Source organism: Rhizobium sp. P32RR-XVIII, from assembly GCF_012641395.1.
In the GTDB taxonomy this organism is placed as follows: Bacteria; Pseudomonadota; Alphaproteobacteria; order Rhizobiales; family Rhizobiaceae; genus Rhizobium.
The window spans coordinates 21,984-46,661 of the sequence record NZ_JABAIH010000011.1 but is presented as its reverse complement, the minus strand read 5'-3'; the positions used below and the strand labels follow the sequence as shown (position 1 = coordinate 46,661).

Below are 24,678 nucleotides of genomic sequence, written 5' to 3'. Positions count from 1 at the left end.
GGCTTTCTTGTTCAGTCGGTCCGGCGCATCAAACGGTAGAAGAGATCCGCCGGAAGCAGCCTCTTCAGGAGCATGCCCTGTTTTGCCGGAGTTGTTACAGGATAATGTGGCCTCGGAGCGTCCGAGTTCAATGCGTGTTTCAGCACGGTATAGACGGCATCCGGCTGAAGCTTATGTCGATTCTTCGTGCCTGTCCCCTCAAGCCGCGCGAGCTGCCGTCGGTAGTCTGCCGCATGTACCGAATTACCGATATCGACATGCTCTTTGAACTTGGCGAGCGCATTGACGGTAAAGCGGGAGGCGATCGGTCCCGGCTCGATCAAGCTTACATGGATGCCGCTGCCTTGAAGCTCCATACGCAATGTAATGCTCAGGCCCTCGAGCGCGAATTTCGATGCAATGTAGGCGCCGCGAAAGCGATAGGGTACCAACCCTAAAATGGACGAGCATTGCACGATGCGGCCCGAACCGCGCTTTCGCATCAAGGGCAGCACCTGGCGTGCCAGTTCGTGCCAGCCGAAGAAATTCGTTTCGAACTGCGCGCGCAGCACATCGGTCGTCAGATCCTCGACCGCGCCGGGCTGGCCGTAACCACCGTTGTTGAAAAGCGCGTCGATGCGCCCGCCGCTCGCCTCGGTCACATCCCGAACGAAGCCAGAGATCAAATCCGGCCGCGTATAATCCATCAGGAAAGCTTCGAGTCCGTCGGCACGCAGCGATGCCACGTCGTCGTGTTTCCGCGCTGTTGCAAAGACGCGCCAGCCGTCATCCTTCAGAGCTCGCGCGCAATAAGCACCGATGCCGGACGAGCATCCGGTCACGATGATGGTGCGCTGCTCCGCCATGGATTGATTCCTGTACAAAATGCGACTGGTTTCCCATATTCGACGGGAGGATACAACGACGAAAGCCGGCTGACGAAAGGCCGAAGATGGGGACGGAATGCCGAAGATAGTGCGGACGTTCTACGACGTGGCATACGACGCAATTTGCCATCTCATCGAGGATGACGGTTTCGCCATGGCAAGCCATGTTGCATTGTCGATTCTGCTTGCGGTTTTTCCCTTCCTGATCTTCGGCACGGCGCTTGCGAACTTCCTTGGCGCCGATCAGTTTTCCGCGACGGCCGTCCATCTCATTTTCGATACATGGCCGGAGGCGATCGCCAAGCCCGTTGCCGATCAAGTGCTTCAAGTCCTGACTATCCCGCGTGGCGGGCTGCTGACGGTCTCGGTACTGGCTGCCGCCTACTTCGCCTCGAACGGCGTCGAAGCGCTGCGCATTTCGCTCAATCGTGCCTACCGCGTGCAGGAAACGCGGCCATGGTATTTAACGCGCCTTGCCAGCCTCGGTTATGTCCTCGTTGCTGTCATCATTTTTGCCGCCATCAGCATCCTGCTCGTCGCCGTGCCGGTGGGGCTCAACTATGCGCGCGAATGGCTGTTGAACAACGACACCCTCGAATGGCTCCCCGACGTCATCCGCGAACGGCTGCCGCTCATTGTCGACGCACTTGAGATCGTCTTCAGCTGGCGAATCTACGGAACGCTCTTCGTGCTGACAGTCGGCCTGCTCGTCGTTCACCTCTGGCTGCCGGCCGGCCGGCGGCACGTTTATGACGTCATACCCGGCGTCCTGCTGACACTGCTTTTCTGGCTCGCCGGAGCCGTGATCTTCGCCTACTACCTTGCGACCTTTGCCAACTACACGGCCACCTATGCCGGTCTGGCATCGGTGATGGTCGTGCTGATTTTCCTCTACATGGTTGGCGTGATCTTCATCATCGGCGCAGAGGTCAACGCGGCGCTGATGAAATTTCGCGTACGCGCCATTTTTTCCCGCAACTTCCTGGGCGGACAGGCCAGCAAGTCCTCAAAGGCCGACAAGGTGCCGGATATCGGCCGCTGACAAGCCCTTGGCTCTCAATTCGGCAAGGCCGGTATGGCCTTCGCTTTTGGAGAGTTTGCGTCCCGCCGCGTCCGTCACCAGCCGATGGTGGTGATAAATGGGTTCCGGCAGACCGAGCAGGGCCTGCAGCAGCCGGTGGACGGACGTCGCATGAAAGAGGTCGAGCCCGCGCACCACATGCGTGACGCCCTGCAGCGCGTCGTCGATGACGACCGAAAGGTGGTAGCTTGATGGTGCATCGGAGCGTGAGAGAACGACATCTCCCCAAATCGATGGATCGGCTGCAATCTCGCCGGTTTGTGCGTCGCCGGTTTCGCTCCAGCGCAAGGTGCAGCCGAGGGATTGCAGCGCGCGCCGCATATCGAGACGCCAAGCGTGCTTCAGTCCCGATGCGAGCATCTTTTGCCGCTCACCCTCGCTGCGGTCGCGATCGTCGGCTGGATAGTGCGGCGAACCGTCCGGATCGCGCGGCCAGGGATTGCCGCCGGCTTCGGAGGCGGTCACTCTGGCCTTGACCTCGCCGCGCGTCAGAAACGAAGGATAGACCAGTCCGCGCTCGATCAGCGTGCGCAGCGCCGCCTGATATTCCGTGAAATGCGCGGACTGCCGCCGAACGGGTTTTTCCCAGCCGATCCCCAGCCATTCGAGATCGATGTAGATGCCTGCTTCGAAATCGGGTGTACAACGCGTCTGGTCGATGTCTTCGATGCGCAGCAAAAGACGTCCGTTCGCCGCCGCTGCCATGTCCTGATTGAGGAAAGCCGAAAGCGCGTGGCCAAGATGCAGCGGGCCGTTGGGGCTGGGTGCAAAACGAAAAACAGGCTTTTGACGCTGAGTCGTGGTCATGCTTTCTTCTGCCACGGATTCGAAACCATCGCGAGGCACTGTGCAGATCATTCGAGGCGAAGAGGATATCCGCGAGGGAATGGAGCATCTGCTGCGCCTCGACCCGCGGCTCGCAGTGATTGCCGAGGAGGCAGGCCCGATTCCGCTCCGCCTTCGCGAACCCGGGTTTGCGGGGCTTGCGCATATCATCGTCTCGCAGATGGTTTCGCGCGCAAGCGCCGAAGCCATCTGGCGGCGCATGCTTCCCCCAGATGGACTGCTGACGGCCGAAGGCTATGTCGCGCTTCATCCGGAAGCCTGGCGGCAGTTCGGCTTGTCGCGCGCGAAAGCGACGACGCTGTCGGGTATCGCCGACGCGGTGGCATCAGGCGATCTGGATCTCGCGGCACTTTCCGTGAAGCCGCCTGCCGAAGCGCTTGCCGAGTTGACATCCTTGAAGGGCGTCGGTCCCTGGACGGCAGAAGTCTATCTGATGTTTTGCGGTGGGCATGCCGACGTCTTCCCATCCGGAGACGTCGCGCTGCAGAATGCAGTTGCTGCGGCTCTTGGTCTCGAAAAACGCCCACAGGCAAAAGCGCTCGCCTCGCTTGCCGCGATCTGGTCTCCCTGGCGATCTGTCGCGGCAAGGCTGTTCTGGGCCTACTACGCGCAGAAACTGGGTCGTGGACTGCTGCCGGTCGGCTGATCGGCAACGCTCATGAATTAGCCTTTATTCGCTGAATTTATTGGACTTCACAAGGCTGTCACAACCGGCCTAATATAAGGATGCAGATGCCGAATCGCTCAGGAGAGTCCTTTGACGATTGCAGTCTCCCCCCAGGCCCTGCCGGCGCTCGTCCTGAACGCTGACTACAGGCCTTTGAGTTATTATCCCTTGTCGCTTTGGTCCTGGCAGGACGCGATCAAGGCGGTTTTCCTTGACCGTGTGAATATCATCGCAGAATACGAACATTCGGTTTCGTCGCCGAGCTTCTCGATGCGGCTTCCGAGTGTCGTTTGCCTCAAGACATACGTTCAGCCTTCACGGAACCCGGCCTTCACGCGATTCAACGTGTTTCTCCGGGACAAGTTCGAATGCCAGTATTGCGGCGAGCATGATGATCTAACCTTTGATCACGTCATCCCACGCGCCCATGGCGGCGAGACAACCTGGCAAAATGTCGTGGCGGCCTGTTCTCCCTGCAATCTCAGGAAGGGCAGCAAGCTGCCGAAGCAGGCAGGGATGTTCCCCACGCAGAAGCCGTATCAGCCGACCGTGCAGGATCTGCACAACAATGGCCGGCTCTTCCCGCCGAACTATCTGCACGACAGCTGGCTCGATTATCTCTACTGGGATACCGAACTGCAGCCGTAACGGCAGCAGTCTCTTTCAGGCCGACTTGCGGACGCCGACGAAGGCGAAGGCCGCAAGAACGAGGCTTGCAATCACATTCCAGCCCGCGAAGGACAGGCCGAGCACGCGGAGCGCTGCGTCGGTGCACGAAGGGCCGGTGATCGTATTGAGTTCCGTCAGCAGGTCGCCGGCGTTCTGCGTCATGCTGCTTGCGCTCGTCGAGCAGGTCGCAGGTCCCGCCCAGAAGTGCCATTCGACACCTGCGTGATAGACCCCCATTCCGGCTCCGACCACCATCAGCATCCCAGCCGCCAAAAGCAGCGCGCGGCCGATCCAGTTCGGTAGACCGAAAAAGGATGCAAGCGCTCCCAGGATCGCGATCGGGATGGCGTAGTAATAAGGCTGGCGCTGCAGCAGGCAGAGCGCACAGGGAATATAGCCGCCGATATACTGGAAACCGAGCGCTGTCCCAACCACGACTGCCATGCCAAGAGCCAGGAGCAGCGAATAGAGAACGACCGGGCGGGAAAATGGCGAGGCAATGGCAGTCATGGAGGAACTCCGGGAGGTTGGCTCAGTGTGCAAGGTAGCGGTATGCAATATAGAGCACCATCGCGACCACGGCACCGATGCTGACGATATGTCCGAGGCGCTTCTCGATGAAATGGCGGATCGATTCGCCATACCGCCGAAGCAGCCAAGCCAGGAACAGGAAGCGTGCGCCACGTGCAACGATCGCAGAGACGATGAACAGCCAGATATTGACGTGAATGACGCCGGAAAGGATCGTTACGATCTTGATCGGTGGCAGGTGCGCCAGCCCCGAGGTCACCAGCAGAAGCAGTATCGTTTCGTAGGTGACGTAGGACTTCATCTGCTCGAAGGCATCGAGCTTCCCATAAAATTCCAGTACCGGCTTCGCCACCGTCTCGTAGGCGTAGAAACCAAGCGCCCAGCCGGCAATGCCGCCGAGAACCGAGGCGATCGTCGCGACGATTGCATATCGATAAGAGCGCTCAGGTTTGGCCAGTGCCATCGGAAGGAAGAGGACATCGGCCGGAACGAGAAAGACGGAGCTTTCGACGAAGGCGATAACGGCGAGCCAGACTTCGGCCGATTTGCGGGCGGCGAGAGACATGGTCCAGTCGTAAAGTCTGCGGAGCATTCCATTCCTTTCGTGCTGCGGTGCAAAAGCTTTAGGGAACCGGTCCGGGCCTGTAAATCCTTTAACGTCGCGATAACGCCAGGCTGTTGGCGAAAATTTTCGTGATCCGAATGTCAGCGCCGCTCGCGGCATTTTGGCAGATTGCAAATCGGTCAGCCGGCTGCAAGCTGCTTTCGGGTCTAATTTACAGGTGCGACGAATGAAATTTAGGGTGATTGAAGGCGGCCTGGGCAAAGCGGCCGATGAGGTGGGAGCCGCAGCCCAAAGGCAGCCAAGCAGCGAAGATGTGCGGCGGGAAGCGGTCCGGCGTCTTCGTGAAAGCGGTTATCATACGTCCTACGTGCGACAGCTTGCGACAGGGGCTCCACAGCCCGAAGCACTGAGATATTTGAAGATGCAGCTCGATTTTGCGGCCCAAACGCTCTCTCGGCTCAATCCGATTCCCGAGGATTTCCACGCCGATGCCTATTGGCCTTCGGTGGAGCGTTCGCGCTGATCCGGCTGCGCCTGGCGCTTCGCCCGCATGACATTCATTTCCGCCCGTTCGCGCGCCATCTCGCTGACGGCGGCCCTTAATGCCGGGTGGTGCGCCGTGAACATGTTGAAGTCACGGCGGTCCAGCACCAGGAACTGGCAGAAATCGACAGCGATGACATCGGCCGTTCGGCGCCCACCCGTCAATAGCGCTATTTCGCCGAAAAAGGCACCGGCCTCCAGGCGAACTGGATCACCATCGACGCGCACCTCCACCGCGCCCGAGGAAATGAAATACATGCCATCGCCCCGGTCGCCCTTGCGCACCACCCTTTCGCCGGGAAGCGCCGATTTCGGCCGGAAAAGCAGCAGCAGCTCCTCCTGAGAATACTCGTCGACCTCCGAAAACAGCGGAAAGGTCTCGATGAGCTTTTCTATCTCCAGCTTATGCTCGCGCGCGCGTTTTTCACCGAGCAGGCGGTTTTTCTCGAGTTCGCGGCCCAGGATATCGAGCCGCCGGCGGCCATAATTGTCGTAAAGATGCGGCCATTTCCTATGGGCGCGCTTGTGAAGCACTTCGGCACCGTAGCAGACGGCCGGATTGAACGTGATCGACAGGATCGCGGTGGCGAGGATCAGGTCCTGTCCCTCCTGCGGCAACAGGCCGAGCGAGACCCCGAGGCCTGCCAGGATGAAGGAAAATTCGCCGATCTGCGCCAGCCCGCCCGACACGGTCAGGGCCATTCCGATCGGATAGCGAAGCATGATCACAATCAGGAAGGAAATGATCGCCTTGCCGACGATGATCAATGCCAGCGCACCGACCACGGCCATCGGCTGGCGCACCAGGATCGACGGATCAAACAGCATGCCGACCGAGACGAAGAACAGCACCGAAAAGGCGTTCTGAAGCGGCAGGGAGTCGGCAGCGGCCCTGTGACTGAGATTGGACTCGCTCATCACGACGCCGGCGAAGAAAGCGCCGAGCGCGAACGAGACGCCGAAGACTGCAGCGGAGCCGAAAGCGATGCCGAGCGCGACGGCGAGCACCGTGAGCGTGAACAGCTCGCGTGAACCTGTCCGGGCTACTCGCATGAGGAGCCAGGGGACGATCTTCGGTCCGAGCAAGATCGCCAGGATCGCAAAGCCGCCGACTTTCAGCAGCGTCAACGCAATCGTCAGCCAAAGCGGCAATCCTGGATCATGCGCGGCACCGTTGGCGGCGTGGCCGCCGAGGAATTCGGCGAGAGCGGGCAGCAGCACCAGCGCCAGAACCATGGCCAGGTCTTCGACGATCAACCAGCCGACGGCGACGCGGCCGCTGGCCGAATTGAGAAGGTTTCGCTCCTCCAGGGCCTTCAACAGCACGACCGTGCTTGCGACCGACAGGGCGAGACCGAAGACAACCCCCGCACCAAGACCCCAGCCCCACCATTTCACGAGCCCAATGCCGAGAAGCGTAACGATCACGATCCGCGCGATCGCGCCCGGTACCGCGACGCCGCGCACGGCCAGCAAATCGGCGGTGGAAAAATGCAGGCCGACGCCGAACATCAGCAGGACGACGCCCATTTCCGCCAGTTGGCTGGCAAGCGCCGTATCCGCAACGAAACCGGGGGTATACGGTCCCATAAGAATGCCGGCCACGAGATAGCCGACAAGCGGCGGCAGCCGGAGTCTGTCGGCGAGGTATCCGAGCCCCGCCGCAAAGACGAAACCTATGGCAATCGTCGCGAAAAGGGTTGCTTCCTGATGCACATCCGCCCCTGACGTTGGTTCGAGGCGGCCACTTTTAACGAAGTATCGGGGAAATTAAACACTTGATTTGAAATCGCGCGATTCAGGCCCGTCGCTTAGAAGACACCAGCTTGGCGCTAGGTTCAAAGCGAAGTATAATATTGCACTAAAACATAATATTGAGTCTCACTGGAGAGTTCCATGCGAGAACTAAAAGCTGTTGATCTCACATCCAACCGTTATTTCGAAGCCGTAGAATTTGGATATGTTCGGAAAGTCTTTCTCGAGGACGAAGCTTGCTGGGGTCTTTTTGACTCTGAAGGCGACGTCATCTTTGTCGGCGACGATCCGGAGGAATGCCAATCGTTCGCTGCAAAGGAGGAGATCAGGATTCAGACGATCCACTAGAGGCCGCGCGGTTGCTTTTTTGGAAGTCGGTGGTGCCCCATGCCGGGGTCGAACCAGCACTTCTTTCGAAACTCGATTTTGAGTCGAGCGCGTCTACCAATTCCGCCAATGGGGCAACGGATACCGACGAGCCGGGTGTCTAACACGCTCCCGCCTGCGCGCGCAAGACGGCAGGCGGGCTTATCGGGTTGATTTGATGCAACATCCGGGCGTTGCATACTGGAAGCCTATTGCATCAGTGAGCGGCGGCGGGCGCCGGGGCCGTCAGGCTGGATTTCTTCAGCGTGATCGCGAGGATTGAGGCGAGCAAGCAGAAGGCGCCGGCGGTGAAGAAAGCCGGCAGGTAGCTCGAGAGCTCGGTGCGCGAGAGCCCCGCGCCATAGGCAGCGGTCGCCGCGCCGAGCTGGTGGCCTGCAAAAACCCAACCGAAGACCAGGCCCGCCTTTTCCCGCCCGAAGCGGTCGGCGGCGATCTTGACGGTCGGTGGAACGGTGGCGATCCAGTCGAGACCGTAGAAGACCGCGAAGATCGAAAGACCGTAGAAGCTGAAATCGCTGAAGGGCAGGAAAAGCAGCGAGAGGCCCCGCAGACCGTAGTACCAGAAGAGCAGCCAGCGATTGTCGAAGCGATCCGACAGCCAGCCGGAGCCGATCGTGCCGAAGAAGTCGAAGATGCCCATCACGGCAAGGACGCTGGCGGCGGCGACCGGCATGATGCCGAAATCACCGCAGAGCGTGACGAAATGCGTCTGGATCAGGCCGTTCGTGCTGAGACCGCAGATGAAGAAGGTCGCGAACAGGATCCAGAAGGTCGAGGTTCTCGAGATTTCAAGCAGAATCGTGATCGGCGTCTTCAAGGCGCCGGTCAATGTGCCGCGCGCAGGCGGTGGCGTAATATGGGTCTCGCCAACCGAGGGCAGATTAACGTCCGAGGGACGGTCGCGCATGAAGGCTAGGACGACAAGAGCTGCAACCATGATCATGGCGCAGACAAAGAAGACCGTGGAGCGCCAGCCGTAGCGTTCGGTCAGCTCAGCCATCAGCGGCAGGAAGACGAGCTGGCCGGTGGCCGAGCTTGCGGAAAGCATCCCGACAACGAGGCCCCGATGCCTGGTGAACCAGCGTGTCGATATGGTCGCAGCAAGCACCATGGCCGTCAGGCCCGTGCCGAAACCGACGACGATGCCCCAGAGCAGCAGAAGTTGCCAAAGCGACGTCATGAACAGCGAGCCGATGAAACCGGCACCGATCAGCGCCAGCGCGAAAACGATGACCTTGCGCACGCCGAAATAGTTCATGAAGGCCGCTGCGAAGGGACCCATCAGGCCGAAGAGAAGCAGGCGAATCGCGAGCGCGGAGGAAATCTGAGAGGTTTCCCAACCGAACTCGTCCTGGAGCGGCTTAATGAGGACGCCCGGTGCGCCCATGGCACCGGCGGTGACCAGCATGGTCAGGAAGGTGGCAGCGACAACGACCCATCCATAATGGATGTTGCGACGGGCAAGGGTGGATGCAAGCGCAGCGGAGACCATGGGCAAATTCCATTCGTGGGAATGATGGATGGATCACAGATTTAGATGATGGTCATCATATTTCTTGCGTATTGATGATGGACGTCATATAAATTGTCAAGCGACTATTTCCGGAGCCGGTACATGCGCGTCAGCCGCGAGAAATTTGCAGAAAATCGCCAGAAGATCCTGGAGACGGCGGGTGTCATGTTCCGCGAAAACGGGTTCAACGGCGTCGGCGTCGCCGACATCATGAAAGCCTGCGGGCTGACGCATGGCGGTTTTTACGGGCACTTTCAATCGAAGGAAGAGCTGCAGCTGGAGGTAAGCCGTGCCCTGATCGCGAGGGTGGAGATCCGGTGGAAGGAATTGATCGCCAAGTCTCCGGAACGGCCGCTTGAGGCGCTCCTGGAGCATTACGTGTCCTGGTGTGCGGTGGATGATCCCGGTAACAGCTGCGTTTTTGTTTCGCTGATGGACGAGGTCAGCCGCAGCACCGGTGCCGTGCGGGAAATCTTCAACGACGGGCTTTCGGCCCTCGTCTCGATCCTCGCCGAGATCGTGCCCGGCGATACGCCCGAGGAGCGCCGCAAGAACGGATTCACGACGCTCTCGTCAATGATGGGGGCCGTCAGCCTGGCGCGCGCCGTCGAAAATCGCGAGCTTGCCGGCCAGTTCCTGTCGACGATGAGGGAGAAGCTGGCACCGGCAAAATCTGCCGATGCCTGAAGGCGCCGCTTTTGAAGCTCATGGGCGGCGATTGCCGCCCGCATCCAGGTTACTTGAAGCCTTCCACGTGATGCGGAACATACGGCTCTTCAAGGGCGGCGACGTCCTCGGCGCTGAGTTTGACCGTCAATGCGCCGACCGCATCCGACAGGTGGTGCGGCTTTGATGCACCAATGATCGGCGCGGTCACTGCGCTTTTCTGCAAGACCCAGGCAGTACCGATCTGGGCGCGGGAGACACCATGCGCTTTCGCCAGCTGGCCGACCGTATCGATGATCTTGCGGTCGGCATCCTCGGCCTGCTTGTAGAGGGTCTTGCCGAACTCATCCGTCTCGCTGCGGGCGGTCTTTTCGTCCCAGTCACGCGTCAGCCGGCCGCGGGCGAGCGGGCTCCATGGGATCACGGCGATCTTCTGATCTTCGCAGAAGGGCAGCATCTCGCGCTCTTCCTCGCGATAGAGCAGGTTAAGGTGGTCCTGCATGCTCACGAACTGCGTCCAGCCGTTCAGCCGCGATGTGTAGAGCATCTTCGCGAATTGCCACGCATACATCGATGAGGCTCCGATATAGCGCGCCTTGCCCGCCTTGACGACATCATGCAGGGCCTCGAGTGTCTCTTCGATCGGTGTCGCATAGTCGAAGCGGTGAATCTGGTAGAGGTCGACGTAATCGGTGCCGAGACGGCGAAGACTGTTGTCGATCTCGTCGAAGATAGCCTTGCGCGAAAGGCCTGCGCCGTTCGGTCCCGGCCGCATGCGGTTGAAGACCTTGGTGGCGAGCACGATATCCTCGCGCCGGGCGAAATCCTTGATGGCGCGGCCGACGAGCTCCTCGGAGGAGCCGTCCGAATAGGTGTTGGCGGTGTCGAGGAAATTGACGCCTAGGTCGAGCGCCTGCTTGATGATCGTCCGGCTCTCTTCCTCGCCGAGCGTCCAGGCGTGACTGCCTCGGCCCGGGTCGCCAAAGGTCATGCAGCCGAGACAAATCTTCGAAACTTCGAGGCCGGTACCTCCGAATTTGACATACTCCATGAGATGACTCCGTCACTAGATTTGAATACCCGAGGCGCCCCAGAGTTATCTAACGCCCAATCATCATAAATGTCAGCGACTTCGCCGAGAATGTTTTGCGGGATGAGCACGATAGTGTGAAACGAGCTTTGAAGCGCCAGCGACACACCTTGATCCGCTAAACTTGCACTCGATCACCGCAAGGTGTTAGCTACTGCAGCATTGAACGGAATTCGAATATGAAATTGCCCACCCGCGATCGCTACGACGATCTTTATCGCGATTTTTCATGGGAGATTCCGGAAGATTTCAACATCGGGCGTGCCGTCAGCGACGAATGGGCGGAGCGTGCGCCGGACCGCATTTGCCTCGAGCATTTCAGCCCGGACGGCCGCCATCTATCGATGACGTATCGCATGCTCTCGGAACGGTCTTCATCTTTCGCCAATGCTTTGACGTCGCTCGGTATTCGCTGCGGCGATCGCGTGGCGCTGCTCCTGCCGCAATGTTTCGAAACGGTAATCGCCCATGTGGCGATCTACAAGCTCGGCGCCATTGCGGTGCCGCTCGCACTGCTCTTCGGCGTCGAGGCGCTGGAGTACCGGCTGAAAACGTCGGGCGCGGCCGCGATCGTCACCAACTCGTTCGGCCTGGAGCGCGTGAAGCAGATTCGCGAGAGCCTGTCAGAGCTCAAGACAGTCATCAGCATCGATGGCGGCGAGGCGCTTGCCTTCGGAGCGCTTGTTGAGGCGCATCCGCCGCTTTTTGAAGTCGCAGAGACTGGCCCGGATGCTCCGGCACTTATGATTTTCACCTCCGGTACGACCGGGCCGCCCAAGGGTGCCTTGCATGGACATCGCGTTCTGGCCGGTCACATTCCCGGCATGCAATTCGCCCATGAAGGCTTTCCGCAGCCCGGCGACAAGGTCTGGACGCCATCCGACTGGGCCTGGGCGGGCGGCCTGTTGAATGCGCTGTTGCCCAGCCTTCTGCTGGGTGCGCCCGTCGTTTCCTCGCCGGCGCAGAAATTCGACGCCGATATGGCCTATCGCATCATGGCCGAGATGAAGGTGCAAAACGCCTTCATTCCGCCGACGGCGCTCCGCCTGCTGAAATCGGTCAGCGACCCGCGCACGAAATACGATCTCAACCTGCGGACCATCGGCTCCGCCGGTGAATCGCTCGGCCGCGAAACCTATGAATGGGCGCGCCAGACACTCGGCGTCACCGTCAATGAATTTTACGGCCAGACGGAGTGCAATTTCGTCATCTCTTCAAGCGCTGCCTATGGCGTAACGAAGGCCGGAGCGATAGGGCGGGCCGCGCCCGGCCATCGCGTCGCGATCGTCAATGCAAGCGGAGAGGAGATGCCTGCCGGAGAGACAGGCCAGATCGGCATCAAGGCGCCCGATCCGGTTATGTTTCTCGGCTACTGGAACGACGAGGAGGCAACCCGCAAGAAGTACGCCGGAGGCTGGCTGATGACCGGCGATATCGGCCACCAGGATGAAGAAGGCTACATCACGTTTCATGGCCGGGACGATGACGTCATCACGTCGTCCGGTTATCGGATCGGACCGGCCGAAATCGAGGATTGCCTCGTGGGCCACCCCGCCGTGCAGCTTGCCGCCGCCATCGGCAAGCCGGACCCGCTGCGTACCGAGATCGTCAAAGCCTATGTCGTACTGTCACCCGGCTACACGGCGAGCGAGGCGCTCGGCGCTGAAATCCGCGAATGGGTCAAGATGCGGCTTTCGATGCACGAATATCCGCGGGAGGTGGAGTTCGTGGATGCGCTGCCGCTGACGACAACCGGCAAGGTCATCCGGCGGCTCTTGCGGGAAAGGGCTGCGGCGGAGGCCGCCTAGCCGCGTCCTGCCAGGGACATGATCTTCTCGCGGAGCATCTTCGCCATATTGCGGGTGCTGCGATACATATGCAACTGGGCGGCAGCCTGACGGACGTCGCGGTCGCCATTCTGCGTCAGGCCGATCACGAGAGTTCCCATATCCTCGCGCTCCTGCCAGAAGCGGCTCATGATCGGGTGATCCGGAACGGCGCAAGAATCGGAGCGCACGATATTGGCGTCGTCGAGATGCCATTCCGTCAGTTCGGCCATCAGCAGCTTGCCGGGCGAATAGCGGGCATAGGCCTCGTCATAGGCTGTCTTCCAAGTATAGGCTTCACCGCCCATCATCAGCACGACGGTTGCGGCGATCGCTTTGCCGTTCAGGTCGATGGTGTGAATACGCACTGCGTCGATCGCCGCGAGGTTCGAGACGGCCTCACGGGCAAAGGCTGTATGATATCGGTCCGTCACCAGCGCGCTTCGCCTCTTGCCCTTCCAGCCGCCAGCTTCCATTGCCAGGAATTCCTCGAAGCGTGCATGGATCTCGCCGGGTTGACGTGCCACGGCGTAAACAGCCGTACCCAGCTCTTCCAGTTGCCGCCACTGCCGCCGCATCTCGCGCATATGCGAGGAAGAAACGGTACGGCCAAGATAGGCGGCGGCGTCCTCCTCGCTCTGCAGCATCGGCCGCAGGAGCGGATTGGCGACTGCGACAGGTAGATTGCGGCCCAGCGCGACCGCCTTTGCCATTCGGGCGAAGATGCCGTTCAACCGGATATCCGGCAGTACGAGCGTCGCGGGAAGGTTCAGGTCCGGGGCCGTCAGGCCTTCAAAAAGGTTGTCCAGCGTCTCGGCCGCATCCTCGGCATCGACCAGCGGGGTGCCAAGCGGAGCGAAGCTGTTCGACCATGCGCGGATGATCGATGGCCCCACGCCAAAACCGGGCCGCTCGACGGAAAACGGCATCAGGAAGCGCAGCCGGCTGCGCTGGCCGTTCTCATCACGCATAAGCGCGAAATTCACCCGACGGTCCTCAAGCCGCGGCATCGCCGGCGCCAGGAAGCGGCCGGTGAAGAAGACATTGGGTTCGATTGCCCGGTTCGAAAGGAAATCCAGTTCGTCCTGCAATTCATAGCCGAGCCTGCCGGGATAGACGCAGAGTTCGCGTCCGGGGCGCCCGATCTCGACGCGCGCTTCCGCCTGAGGCAAGTCGAAGCGTATTGCGGCGAGTTCGTGGACCATGCGGTTTGCATTGGTATCCGTGCTCTCGGTTATCGGGGGAACACGCACCATTATGAGACTCTCGTTTCTTCTATTGCCGGCAGACGGCTAAATGCAAAAAGGACAATGCCAAGAGCCTGCCGAACGGCGAGGTGCAGCAGGACGGCTTCGACACCCATGGCGCAAGCTGTGGCGATCGCGGTTCCAACGGTGCCGTAATGCGGGATCAAAGCGATATTCAAAGAGATATTTGCCGTGAGCGCGACGGCATAAAGCCCGACGCAGAGGTTCTGCTTTCCTGCCATCATCAGCAGCGTTTCGGCCGGCCCGACCAGGGCCTTGGCAAGGATTCCCGCAAGCAGGATCCCCATCAGCGCATAGCCAGCCGTGAAAGCCGCGCCGAAAAGCGACAGCAAAAAGTGGCCGGCTGCAACGACGGCAAGCCCGAGCGCGAGAGCTGGCCAGAAGGTCCAGCGCGCAGCGTCGATCGCGGCTGTAGCAAGCTGCTCACGCGTGCCCTCGGCGATGAGGCTGGAGAAGCGTGGGCCCGATGCCGCCTTTACCGAGAACATGATGAAATGCACCAATGCCATCGTCTTTGCAGCGGCAAAATAGATGGCGACGTCATGCGGCTCGAGGAAAATGCCGACGACGACGACATCCGAATTGGTCAGCAGGAAGCTCACACCTTCGATCAGAAAGATCGGGAACGCCACATTCAGCCAGGCGAGGAAATCAACCTTGCGCGGCCCTCCGCTATAGTGGCGGCGCAGGCGGAGGAGGGTTGCGACGTACTGACCGACGGCGGTGACATAGGTCGCGGCGAGTGCCGCCTTCATTGCGGTGACTGCGGAATGCTCGGCACCAGCTCGGATCGCCGCCAGCATGAAGACAATGATGAGGACCGGCCGGATGACATAGACCGGGCTTAGCGCCATGACCGGCCAGTGATTGGCGCGCGAGGTGCCTTCCAGGATGTCGCCGAGGGCGATCATCGGCATGGCGAGAAGTCCAAGGAAGACGGGAAGGAGATAGTAGGGCTCAACCCTGTCGCCAAAAAAGTGAAGCCCAGCCATGCCAACTGCCATCACTAGCGTTCCCGAAAGCATGGCGAAGATGCGGGCCGTTCCGGTCAGGCCGCGAATTTCTTCAAAAGCGCCTGCAGCCTTGTACTGCGGCAGGAAGCGAACGATGGCAGTATGGAAGCCGAGGCAGGAGAGATCGCCGAAGACGACGATCAGAACCCAGACAAACACGAAGATGCCGTACTCATATTCGCCCATGAGACGCGCGAGAACGATCTGGGAAATGAAGGCGAGCGCGGCGCTAAAAATGCGGATCGAGAAAGCCGTAAGCGCCATCCGCTGCGCGGTAGCCCTGTCGCCGCGCCCCGTCAGGAGGCCGGCAAGCATGCGCAGCAGACCGCTTCCCGCAGGGCGCAGGCTAGCAGGCAGCATTCTCTCCGCCGTTTCAATGACCGCCATTACGAACACGCAACACTCTGAACTCAGGCAAATCGTCCCGGAAGTCTTGCCAGTTCAGCGTTAAGAAACGGTTGTGGCGAACACGAAATCCTTAACCACCGGTGATAAATCACGCAAAAGAAAATGCCGCCCGGAGGCGGCATTTTATGCTTCATGCCATTGCTTACGCTTCGGCAAACGCGCCGTGGCAATGCTTGAATTTTTTGCCCGAACCGCAGGGGCAGGGCTCGTTCCGGCCGACCTTGCCCCAAGTGGAGGGGTTGTTCGGATCGCGGTTTTCCGGCGAAACGATGACTTCGGACGCCTGGTAGATCGGCGCGAAATCGTTCTCGCCCGTGTCCGGGTCAAGATGCTGGGCTTGCATCACCGGCAGTTCCGGTTCGGCAGGCGCCTGCTGCACCAGTTCAACGCGCATCAACTGCGCAGTCACGGCCTGGCGCAGGCTGGTGAGCAGCGTCTGGAAGAGCTCGAAGGCTTCGGACTTGTATTCCTGCAGCGGATCGCGCTGAGCGTAGCCGCGGAAGCCGATGACGGAGCGCAGGTGGTCGAGGTTGACGATGTGCTCGCGCCAGAGGTGGTCCAAGGTCTGCATCACGACCGAGCGCTCGACGTAATGCATGATATCCGGGCCGAACCGCTCTGCCTTTTCGGTGAAGCCAGCGTTGGCAGCCTCGGTGATCCGGTCGCGGATATCGTCCTCGCCGATGCCCTCTTCCTTGACCCAGTCCGCGATCGGGAGATCGAGATTGAGAACGGCAGCCGTCTGCTCCTTGAGACCCGCAGCGTCCCACTGCTCAGCATAGGCGCGTTCCGGAATATGCTTGGCGACGAGATCCTCGATGACCTCCCGGCGCATGTCGGAGACGGTCTCGGAGATGTTGGCAGCTTCCATCAGCTCGACGCGCTGTTCGAAGATCACCTTGCGCTGATCGTTCAGAACGTCGTCGTATTTGAGCAGGTTCTTGCGGATATCGAAGTTGCGGGCCTCAACCTTCTTCTGCGCGCGTTCCAGAGCCTTGTTGATCCAGGGGTGGACGATTGCCTCGCCTTCCTTGAGGCCAAGCTTCTGGAGCATGCCATCCATCCGGTCTGAGCCGAAGATGCGCATCAGGTCGTCCTGAAGCGACAGATAGAACTTGGAGCGGCCCGGGTCACCCTGACGGCCGGAACGACCACGGAGCTGATTGTCGATACGGCGGCTTTCGTGGCGTTCCGTCGCGATGACGTAGAGACCACCGGCAGCAAGCGCCTGCTCCTTGAGCTTCTTGATCTCTTCGGCAATCGCCTCAGCCTGGGCGTCGCGTTCCGGACCGGGCTCGACTTCGCCGAGCTCACGTTCGATGCGCATGTCGAGGTTGCCGCCAAGCTGAATATCGGTACCACGGCCCGCCATGTTGGTGGCGATCGTCACCGCGCCGGGGACACCCGCCTGCGCGACGATGTAGGCTTCCTGCTCATGATAGCGGGCGTTCAGGACCTGGAAGTCCTTGAAGCCCTGCTTGCGCATCATCTCGGCGAGCAGCTCCGACTTTTCGATCGAGGTCGTGCCGACGAGAACCGGCTGGCCGCGCTTCTGCGCGTCGGCGATCTCGGCGATGATCGCCTTGTATTTCTCCTCGAAGGTCCGATAGACCTCGTCGTCCTCGTCGATACGCTGGATCGGCAGGTTGGTCGGTACCTCGATGACATCGAGTCCGTAGATATTGCCGAATTCCTCCGCTTCCGTTTGCGCCGTACCGGTCATGCCGGCAAGCTTGTCGTACATGCGGAAGTAGTTCTGGAAGGTGATCGAGGCCAGCGTCTGGTTTTCCGGCTGGATCTGCACCTTCTCCTTGGCTTCCAGCGCCTGGTGCTGGCCTTCCGAATAGCGGCGGCCCGGCATCATGCGTCCAGTGAATTCGTCAATGATGACGATTTCATCATTGCGGACGATATAGTCCTTGTCGCGCTGGAAGAGCTTGTGAGCCTTCAACGCGTTGTTGATGTGGTGGACGATCGCGACATTCTCGATATCGTAAAGCGAGTGGCCCTTGAGCAGACCGGCTTGCTTGAGAAGGCCTTCGAGCTTTTCCGTGCCTTCTTCGGAGAAGTTTGCGGAGCGCTGCTTTTCGTCGATTTCGTAATCTTCGGGCGAAAGTAGCGGAATGAAGGCATCGATCGTATTGTAGAGATCGGAGCGGTCGTCGAGCGGGCCGGAGATGATGAGCGGTGTACGGGCCTCATCGACCAGGATCGAGTCCACTTCGTCAACGATCGCGAAGTTATGGCCGCGCTGGACCATCTGGCTCTTCTCATACTTCATGTTATCGCGCAGATAATCGAAGCCGAGTTCGTTGTTGGTCGCGTAGGTGATATCGCAATTGTAGGCGGCAGCGCGCTCCTCATCCGAGAGGCCGTGGACGATGACGCCGGTGGTGAGCCCGAGGAAGCTGTAGATACGCCCCATGTTGGCGGCGTCGCGCTGTGCGAGATAGTCGTTGACAGTAACGACGTGGACGCCATTGCCGCCGAGCGCATTCAGATAGACGGGCAAAGTCGCGACCAGCGTCTTGCCTTCGCCGGTCTTCATTTCGGCGATGTCGCCGGAATGAAGGATCATGCCGCCGACGAGCTGGACGTCAAATGGTCTCAGGCCAAGCACGCGGCGCGCGGCTTCGCGCACAACAGCGAATGCAGGAACGAGAATGTCGTCGAGCGTCTTGCCGTCTGACAGCATCTTTCGGAACTCGACTGTCTGGCCGGCGAGCTGTTCATCGCTCAACGCCCTCGTCTTCTCTTCGATCGAGTTGATGGCGTCGACGTTCGGCTGGAAGGACCGCACGCGGCGATCATTGGCAGAGCCAAATATTTTGCGGGCGATACCGCCAAAGCTGACCATATTACTGGCCCTTTCTTAATTCTTCCCCGGCTCTTCTTATCCATACACCCAGCCGAAAATCAGGCATACGTCTCGAAACGCCAGGAAACTTTTCTGGACGCGAGGTTGCGTGAGAGATAAGAGGGGGGTCGAATGATGTCAACGGATTTGGCTGATATAGAAAGGCCACATTCCAGTGTTGATGGCTGTCTGGGGGCTGGATTCACGAATGCTGAAGCCGGTGGTGTAACTCTGAAAGGTTATTTGATGTTGAGCTACAACAAACTTGCCGTGGTGGCGCTTGCAACTTTTGTTGCGCTACAGGCACCGGCTTACGCGGAAGACAAGCCGGATGCAGTCATCGCCAAGGTCGGCGATCTGGAGATCCATCAGTCGGAACTCGACCTGGCCGTCGCCAATCTCGATCCCCAGCTGGCGCAGCTTCCGGACGATCAGAAGAAGGTTGCCGCTCTTTCGGCCGCGATCGATGTCAAGCTGCTTGCCGCGGATGCCGCAGCCGAGAAGCTTGATCAAACCGATGAGTTCAAGAAGCGCATTCAGTATCTCTCCGACCGCGAGCTGCATAATGCGTATTTCAAGAAGCATGTCGTCGATACCGTTACCGACGATGAGGTGAAGGCGCGCTACGACAAGGAAGTCGCTGGCCTTCCGAAGCAGGAAGAGGTTCACGCCCGCCACATCCTCGTGAAGACCGAGGACGAGGCCAAGGAGGTCATCAAGCAGCTCGATTCCGGCAAGGACTTCGCCGAGCTTGCCAAGGAAAAGTCCACCGATCCGAACAAGGCTGACGGCGGCGACCTCGGCTATTTCACCAAGGGCCGGATGGTCAAGGAATTCGAGGACGCGGCCTTCGCCCTCGATAAGGGCACCTATTCGAAGACACCGGTGAAGACCGATTTCGGCTACCATGTCATCAAGGTCGAAGATAAGCGCGATGCTCCGCCACCGCCGTTCGACCAGGTGAAGGACCAGGTACGCCAGCTCGTCATGCGCGACAAGTATCTTGCGCTCCTTGCCAAGGCGAAGGAAACGACCAAGGTCGATATCATGGATGCGACCCTTCAAAAGGGTTACGACGATGCGAACAAGCAGCCGGCACCGGGCGACCAGGCGGCACCGGGCGACCAGCCGGCGGCTCAGCCGCAGCAGTAATCTCCATTCAGGGCCCGGTTTTTCCGGGCCCTTCACTATTATCGTTTGTTGTCGCATTTCCGGATGGTGAGGCGGTTTTACGCCACCGGCAAAATGCTCTTAAGCAGGTATGATGATGTCCGCTACCGTGTCTCCACTCGCTCCGAAAACCTTTGCCACGATGCCGGCTCTCCGGGGCGTGCGCATGGCGACCGCCTCCGCCGGGATCAAATACAAGAACCGGACGGACGTCTTGATGATGGTCTTCGACAAGCCGGCGGCCGTTGCGGGTGTCTTCACGCGTTCGAAGTGCCCGTCCGCGCCGGTTGATTTCTGCCGGGCCAACCTGCCCCATGGCGTGGCGCGCGCCGTTGTCGTCAATTCCGGCAATGCCAATGCCTTCACGGGCATGAAGGGACGCCAGGCAACGGCGCTGACGGCGAAGTCGGCTGCCGCCGCCGTGGGCTGCGCAGAGAACGAAGTCTATCTGGCTTCGACCGGCGTGATCGGCGAGCCGCTGGACGCATCCAAATTCGCTGGCGTTCTCGACAAGATGCACGCGGAGGCGACCGGGGAGTTCTGGTTCGAAGCCGCCAAGGCGATCATGACCACGGACACCTATCCGAAGGTCGCCACGAGAACTGCCGACATCGGCGGCGTGAAGGTGACGATCAATGGAATCTCCAAGGGCGCCGGGATGATCGCGCCCGACATGGCGACCATGCTTTCCTTTGTCGTCACCGATGCCGATATTGCTCCGGCCGCCCTGCAGTCCCTGCTTTCCGACGGCGTCGGGCCGACCTTCAATTCGATGACGGTCGATAGCGATACGTCCACCTCCGATACTCTGATGCTGTTCGCCACAGCTGCCGCTGCTGATGACGGTCAGGTTCGCGTCGAGCATGCCGACGACCCGCGGCTTGCCGGCTTCCGCAAGGCGCTCAACGAAGTGTTGAAGGACCTGTCGCTGCAGGTCTGCCGCGACGGCGAGGGCGCAACAAAGATGCTCGAAATCACCGTGACGGGCGCCGAGAGCGATGCGGCTGCCAAGCGTATCGCGCTCTCGATTGCCAATTCGCCCCTCGTGAAGACCGCCGCTGCAGGCGAAGATGCCAATTGGGGCCGCGTCGTCATGGCCGTCGGGAAGGCTGGCGAGATGGCCGACCGCGACCGGCTTGCCATCTGGTTCGGTGATATCCGGGTTGCGGTCAACGGCGAACGCGACCCCGATTATTCGGAGGAAGCAGCCTCGAACGTGATGAAGAAGCAGGACATTCCGGTCAAAGTCGATCTCGGTCTCGGTAAGGGCGAGGCCACGGTCTGGACCTGCGACCTCACAAAAGAGTATGTGGCGATCAACGGCGACTACCGGAGCTGATCGTCATTGTCTGAACCACTGTCACAGAAAGCAAATCTGCCACTCGTACGCAGACTGGAAGCTGTCGGTTTCCGGGCGTGGCCGGCCTCGACCGTGCAATATGATGGCAGCTGGCAGATAAGGCTGACGGCTGGCCATCCGTCAAACCGTCTGAATTCGATCGTGCCGCTCGATCCGTCCGATTATCGCGATGCCGTGGTCCGGCTGGAGAAGGCAAGCCGCAAGTTTGAAGCCTATGGTCGTGCCGCCGTTCTGCGCCAAACGCCGCTTGCCTCGCCGGTGCTGATTGATTTCGTCAAAGAGCAGCAATGGACACATTTCGACGAGACGGTCGTCATGACCTGCGAGCTGGCGCATGCCGAGCTGCCGGACACGCTCGATCATCTCCCGACCCACGACGTCGGCCGCTTCGTCGATGCCAATCTGGCGACGGATCAGGCGCCGGTGAAGCTGAAGCCCGCACTTGCGGAGATCATCAACGCGATCAAGCCGCCGTGCGGTCTCTTCATGATCGAAGATCCGGCAACCGGGCCGCTTGCGACCGTGCTTTGCGTCCAGGACAATGATCTCGCCGGCATCATGTCGCTTTCGGTTGCAAAAGAGCGGCGCCGCGAAGGATTAGGCCTTGAAATACTGACCTCTGCCCTCCGTTGGGCGCGCATGCGAAGCGCCCGCTCCGCGTGGCTGCAGGTAAAGGCAACGAACGCGCCGGCGCTGGCGCTCTACGAACGCCTCGGTTTCCGCGAGGCCTATCGCTACAGCTACTGGCGGCAGGATCAGGCGCAATGAGCGATACCGGCAAGAAGATCGTCCTGGTTGCCGCCTGCGCGCTGATCGATTCCGACGGCCGTATTCTTCTTGCGCAGCGGCCGGAAGGAAAGTCGCTTGCCGGTCTGTGGGAGTTTCCTGGCGGGAAGGTCGAACCGGGCGAGACGCCGGAGGAGACCTTGGTACGCGAACTCGAGGAAGAGCTGGGCATCAAGACCAAGGTTGCCTGTCTCGCGCCGCTGACATTCGCCAGCCACAGCTATGACACATTCCATCTGCTGATGCCGCTCTATGTCTGCCGGCGTTATGAGGGCATTCCGCAGGGCAGGGAAGGCCAGGCTCTGAAATGGGTAAAACCCATGGCTCTCAGGGACTATCCGATGCCGCCCGCCGATGAGCCGTTGATCCCGATGCTGCAGGATCTCCTTTAGCGAATTGTTACTTTCTTAGGGCAAAATGTTGATTTCGGCAGTGCCCGTTAATCGATCATTTATCACCTTCTGCCAAGTATCGGCCTCAATCAAGCAACTCGCGTATCTGTAAAGGGCTTGACGCATGGACGACGATTTCTGGAAAGCTGTCCGGGAGAAAGAACAGAGCTCGAATGCCTCGCGCAGGACGGGCGCGCTCAACCTTGCCTTGCTCTTCGGGACGGCTGTCGTCGCCTTGACGCTTATCCTCACGCCGATGCTCGCCGACAAGTCCAGGTCGAGCGTTTTTGCCAGTGCGCCGGCTGAGTTCGATACAATCACGACGGGATCGATTCCGAAAGAGGAAAACGGCAAACGATATACGATCCGCCGCAGCGTCCTGCAGGAGACGCCTGGCTCCGTCTGTGTGGTCCAGGGGTACGGCTCAGGCGCGGGCTGTTGACGAAATTGGATATCCGCCGATGGCGGGGAAGGTTGGGCATGCGTAGGCTGAGGGCTTTTGTTGCAGACGCGCGTGGCGCGACGGCTGTCGAGTACGGTCTCTTGGCAGCCCTGATTTCAGCGGCCCTTATCGGTGGACTGACGACCTTCGGCAACAGCCTGCAAGATACCTTCGACACGGTGTCCAACAACCTCGCCAATCACGCGACGCTGAACTGAGACTCTGATTACGGCTTCAGCTTGTGCTCGTCCACGCGCAGGGCGTCGGCAAGCCGCGCTTTCGCCGAGCCGGGCTGCAAAGGCTTCTGCTGGCTCTCATGCGGCGCCCACCCCGATGCATAGATGATCGAGAATGTCGCCCTTATCCTGCCGTCCGGATCGGAATAGCGCTCCGCGTAGATTTCGGCTGCGCGCAGAAAGAATGCGCGGGTGAGCGGCTTTCGGCTGCGCGCGGCGAGCGGATTGGCCATGCCCATGGCTCGCAAATCCTTCATCAGCGGAAAGATGGAATCATAGCGCACGGTATAGGTCTCGGCATCGACCACCGGCAGCGCGAAACCGGCGCGTTGGAGGAGACCGCCAACGTCGCGCACGTCCGGGAAGGGGATTATACGCGGGCTCGCGCCTCCGGTCATTTCCGCTTCCGTTGCTAGCAGGACATCCCGGAGCTCCTGAAGGGTCCCGGCGCCGGGGATCGCGGCGAGAAACAGGCCATCCGGCTTCAGCGCGCGACGAATCTGGATGAACACGCCCGGCGTGTCGTTGGTGAGATGCAGGTTGAGCGGCGCGAGAACCAGATTGGCCGATTGTGGTTCGAGCGGCACATCCTCGAGCGGCGCCGTGACCAAAGCTTCGCCCGGCGCGGCAAATTCCTGCTCCGTCTCTATTCGCTTCATTGCGCCGATCTTGCCGGTGGCAATCGCCGCCCGCGCCACTGCGCCGGTCATGCCATGCAGTTCCACCGCGGTTTCGAAATGGCGCTCGACGACAGCCAGCCGGTCGGCAAGTTCCTCGGCGGCGATATCCAGGAGGAAGGCGGCTTTCGGATCGGCATTTTTCCGCGCACGACGGCGGTTTGCTGCGATCACGGCCCGGTCGAAGATCATGTCCATGTGATGTCCATAGTCCTGCAGGCGAAAGGCGGCAAGGCGGATTTTCCTTTTGCCGGGAAACCGCTACTCTCCGCTGATGGGGCTCATCAATTTCGAACGGCCGAGGGCGGTACGATGGACGCATTTCCTGCGGCCGTTTTCCGTGCTTGCCGACCTGCTCTATCCACCGGCCTGCGCCGCGTGTGGTGTCATGACTGCGGATCACCGCGGGCTTTGCCCGAAATGCTGGTCCGGCGTGCGCTTCATCGAACGGCCCTATTGCGAGGTGCTGGGGCTGCCGTTCTCGCATGATCTCGGCTCGGGCATCCTGTGCGCCGAGGCGATTGCCAATCCGCCAGTGTTCGATCGCCTTCGCTCGGTCGCAACGCATGATCATGCCGTCCGCGATCTCGTCCACGGCCTTAAATATCGCGACCGCACCGATCTGGCGCCGATGATGGCAGGCTGGATGCTTCGTGCAAGCGACGGTATGGTCGAGGCCTGCGATGCACTGGTCCCGGTCCCGCTTCACCGCGGAAGAATGCTGTCACGCAAGTTCAATCAGGCCGCAGAGCTTGCCCGGCATATCGCTTATCTGTCCGGCAAGCCGCTGTTTCCTGCCACCCTGCTGCGCGTCAAGCGCACCACCCAGCAGGTCGGACTTGGCGCAAAGGCGCGCGAGGACAATGTGCGCGGCGCTTTTGGGATCGCCAAGGGCCGCGAAAACGATGTCTTCGGCAAGCGGATCGTTCTTGTCGACGACGTCTATACGACCGGCGCGACCGTCGGTGCCGCGTGCCGCGTGCTTCGCAAGGCGGGTGCCGCGGACATAACGGTTTTGACCTTTGCAAGGGCTCTTTCAGAACCTATATGACAAAAACAAAAAC

Annotated in this window: 24 protein-coding genes, 1 tRNA gene and 1 pseudogene; 14 read left to right on the top strand and 12 right to left on the bottom strand. The window is 60.3% G+C overall.

Annotated elements, in window-relative coordinates; translation table 11 throughout:
- Positions 1 to 11: 11 nt before the first annotated feature.
- A complete protein-coding gene (locus HGP14_RS25185; protein WP_168832607.1) occupies positions 12 to 845 on the bottom strand; it encodes an SDR family oxidoreductase in 834 nt (277 codons plus the stop codon).
- 97 nt (positions 846 to 942) lie between these two features.
- On the opposite strand from HGP14_RS25185, the gene HGP14_RS25180 reads away from it, so the two are divergent.
- A complete protein-coding gene (locus HGP14_RS25180) occupies positions 943 to 1,908 on the top strand; it encodes a YihY/virulence factor BrkB family protein (protein WP_168832606.1) in 966 nt (321 codons plus the stop codon).
- On the opposite strand, the gene gluQRS is transcribed toward HGP14_RS25180, so the two are convergent.
- Positions 1,873 to 2,754 carry a tRNA glutamyl-Q(34) synthetase GluQRS gene (gene gluQRS, locus HGP14_RS25175; RefSeq protein ID WP_168832605.1) on the bottom strand — a complete coding sequence of 294 codons (882 nt, stop codon included), beginning with the start codon at positions 2,752 to 2,754 and terminating at the stop codon, positions 1,873 to 1,875. The genes HGP14_RS25180 and gluQRS overlap by 36 nt on opposite strands.
- On the opposite strand from gluQRS, the gene HGP14_RS25170 reads away from it, so the two are divergent.
- A complete protein-coding gene (locus tag HGP14_RS25170) occupies positions 2,753 to 3,439 on the top strand; it encodes a DNA-3-methyladenine glycosylase (RefSeq protein ID WP_168832604.1) in 687 nt (228 codons plus the stop codon). The genes gluQRS and HGP14_RS25170 overlap by 2 nt on opposite strands.
- A gap of 111 nt (positions 3,440 to 3,550) precedes the next feature.
- Positions 3,551 to 4,108, top strand: coding sequence for an HNH endonuclease (locus HGP14_RS25165; RefSeq protein ID WP_168832603.1), 558 nt, complete (start codon positions 3,551 to 3,553; stop codon positions 4,106 to 4,108).
- Between the two features lie 15 nt (positions 4,109 to 4,123).
- On the opposite strand, the gene HGP14_RS25160 is transcribed toward HGP14_RS25165, so the two are convergent.
- Positions 4,124 to 4,639: a disulfide bond formation protein B gene (locus HGP14_RS25160; RefSeq protein WP_168832602.1), complete on the bottom strand. Its 516-nt coding sequence runs from the start codon at positions 4,637 to 4,639 to the stop codon at positions 4,124 to 4,126.
- A gap of 22 nt (positions 4,640 to 4,661) precedes the next feature.
- Positions 4,662 to 5,252, bottom strand: coding sequence for a YqaA family protein (locus HGP14_RS25155; RefSeq protein ID WP_168832601.1), 591 nt, complete (start codon positions 5,250 to 5,252; stop codon positions 4,662 to 4,664).
- Between the two features lie 199 nt (positions 5,253 to 5,451).
- Between HGP14_RS25155 and HGP14_RS25150 the strand changes: the two genes are divergently transcribed.
- On the top strand, positions 5,452 to 5,748 hold the full coding sequence (locus HGP14_RS25150; RefSeq protein WP_168832600.1) for a hypothetical protein: 297 nt from the start codon (positions 5,452 to 5,454) through the stop codon (positions 5,746 to 5,748).
- On the opposite strand, the gene HGP14_RS25145 is transcribed toward HGP14_RS25150, so the two are convergent.
- Positions 5,718 to 7,484, bottom strand: a complete 1,767-nt coding sequence (locus tag HGP14_RS25145; RefSeq protein WP_168832599.1) for a cation:proton antiporter — start codon at positions 7,482 to 7,484, stop codon at positions 5,718 to 5,720. The two genes, HGP14_RS25150 and HGP14_RS25145, sit on opposite strands and share 31 nt — an antisense overlap.
- A 180-nt stretch (positions 7,485 to 7,664) precedes the next feature.
- Between HGP14_RS25145 and HGP14_RS25140 the strand changes: the two genes are divergently transcribed.
- Positions 7,665 to 7,871, top strand: a complete 207-nt coding sequence (locus HGP14_RS25140; protein WP_168832598.1) for a hypothetical protein — start codon at positions 7,665 to 7,667, stop codon at positions 7,869 to 7,871.
- A gap of 30 nt (positions 7,872 to 7,901) precedes the next feature.
- Here HGP14_RS25140 and HGP14_RS25135 read toward each other — a convergent pair.
- A tRNA-Leu gene (locus HGP14_RS25135) sits at positions 7,902 to 7,986 on the bottom strand.
- Between the two features lie 120 nt (positions 7,987 to 8,106).
- Positions 8,107 to 9,402 carry an MFS transporter gene (locus HGP14_RS25130; protein WP_168832597.1) on the bottom strand — a complete coding sequence of 432 codons (1,296 nt, stop codon included), beginning with the start codon at positions 9,400 to 9,402 and terminating at the stop codon, positions 8,107 to 8,109.
- Positions 9,403 to 9,525: 123 nt separating this feature from the next.
- Here HGP14_RS25130 and HGP14_RS25125 point away from each other — a divergent pair, with 123 nt between their 5' ends.
- A complete protein-coding gene (locus HGP14_RS25125) occupies positions 9,526 to 10,110 on the top strand; it encodes a TetR/AcrR family transcriptional regulator (protein WP_168832596.1) in 585 nt (194 codons plus the stop codon).
- A 49-nt stretch (positions 10,111 to 10,159) separates the two neighbouring features.
- Here the strand turns inward: HGP14_RS25125 and HGP14_RS25120 are convergent, their stop codons facing one another.
- Entirely contained in the window at positions 10,160 to 11,140 is a 981-nt protein-coding gene (locus HGP14_RS25120) for an aldo/keto reductase (RefSeq protein WP_168832595.1), read from the bottom strand.
- A 218-nt stretch (positions 11,141 to 11,358) separates the two neighbouring features.
- On the opposite strand from HGP14_RS25120, the gene HGP14_RS25115 reads away from it, so the two are divergent.
- A complete protein-coding gene (locus HGP14_RS25115) occupies positions 11,359 to 12,987 on the top strand; it encodes an AMP-binding protein (RefSeq protein ID WP_168832594.1) in 1,629 nt (542 codons plus the stop codon).
- Here HGP14_RS25115 and HGP14_RS25110 read toward each other — a convergent pair.
- The 3 genes from HGP14_RS25110 to secA form a co-directional block, all read right to left on the bottom strand.
- Positions 12,984 to 14,261: a GNAT family N-acetyltransferase gene (locus HGP14_RS25110; protein ID WP_168832593.1), complete on the bottom strand. Its 1,278-nt coding sequence runs from the start codon at positions 14,259 to 14,261 to the stop codon at positions 12,984 to 12,986. The genes HGP14_RS25115 and HGP14_RS25110 overlap by 4 nt on opposite strands.
- Positions 14,261 to 15,673 (bottom strand): lipopolysaccharide biosynthesis protein, encoded by a 1,413-nt coding sequence (locus HGP14_RS25105; RefSeq protein ID WP_168832592.1) that lies wholly within the window; start codon positions 15,671 to 15,673, stop codon positions 14,261 to 14,263. The genes HGP14_RS25110 and HGP14_RS25105 overlap by 1 nt, the downstream gene beginning before the upstream one ends.
- A gap of 163 nt (positions 15,674 to 15,836) precedes the next feature.
- Positions 15,837 to 18,551: a preprotein translocase subunit SecA gene (gene secA / locus HGP14_RS25100; RefSeq protein WP_168832591.1), complete on the bottom strand. Its 2,715-nt coding sequence runs from the start codon at positions 18,549 to 18,551 to the stop codon at positions 15,837 to 15,839.
- Between the two features lie 246 nt (positions 18,552 to 18,797).
- Between secA and HGP14_RS25095 the strand changes: the two genes are divergently transcribed.
- The 6 genes and pseudogenes from HGP14_RS25095 (at position 18,798) to HGP14_RS25070 (ending at position 22,919) form a co-directional block, all read left to right on the top strand.
- Entirely contained in the window at positions 18,798 to 19,703 is a 906-nt protein-coding gene (locus HGP14_RS25095) for a peptidylprolyl isomerase (RefSeq protein WP_168832590.1), read from the top strand.
- A gap of 115 nt (positions 19,704 to 19,818) precedes the next feature.
- Positions 19,819 to 21,060, top strand: a complete 1,242-nt coding sequence (gene argJ / locus HGP14_RS25090) for a bifunctional glutamate N-acetyltransferase/amino-acid acetyltransferase ArgJ (protein WP_168832589.1) — start codon at positions 19,819 to 19,821, stop codon at positions 21,058 to 21,060.
- Positions 21,029 to 21,849: pseudogene (locus HGP14_RS25085) on the top strand (GNAT family N-acetyltransferase). Before argJ ends, HGP14_RS25085 begins: the two are co-directional and overlap by 32 nt.
- Positions 21,846 to 22,259 (top strand): 8-oxo-dGTP diphosphatase MutT, encoded by a 414-nt coding sequence (gene mutT / locus HGP14_RS25080; protein WP_168832587.1) that lies wholly within the window; start codon positions 21,846 to 21,848, stop codon positions 22,257 to 22,259. The pseudogene HGP14_RS25085 and the gene mutT overlap by 4 nt, the downstream one beginning before the upstream one ends.
- A gap of 124 nt (positions 22,260 to 22,383) precedes the next feature.
- On the top strand, positions 22,384 to 22,701 hold the full coding sequence (locus tag HGP14_RS25075; protein ID WP_168832586.1) for a hypothetical protein: 318 nt from the start codon (positions 22,384 to 22,386) through the stop codon (positions 22,699 to 22,701).
- A 38-nt stretch (positions 22,702 to 22,739) separates the two neighbouring features.
- Entirely contained in the window at positions 22,740 to 22,919 is a 180-nt protein-coding gene (locus HGP14_RS25070; RefSeq protein WP_168832585.1) for a Flp family type IVb pilin, read from the top strand.
- An 8-nt stretch (positions 22,920 to 22,927) separates the two neighbouring features.
- On the opposite strand, the gene HGP14_RS25065 is transcribed toward HGP14_RS25070, so the two are convergent.
- Positions 22,928 to 23,812: a methyltransferase domain-containing protein gene (locus HGP14_RS25065; protein ID WP_168832584.1), complete on the bottom strand. Its 885-nt coding sequence runs from the start codon at positions 23,810 to 23,812 to the stop codon at positions 22,928 to 22,930.
- A 76-nt stretch (positions 23,813 to 23,888) separates the two neighbouring features.
- Between HGP14_RS25065 and HGP14_RS25060 the strand changes: the two genes are divergently transcribed.
- Positions 23,889 to 24,665 (top strand): ComF family protein, encoded by a 777-nt coding sequence (locus tag HGP14_RS25060; protein WP_168832703.1) that lies wholly within the window; start codon positions 23,889 to 23,891, stop codon positions 24,663 to 24,665.
- Positions 24,666 to 24,678 lie beyond the last annotated feature (13 nt).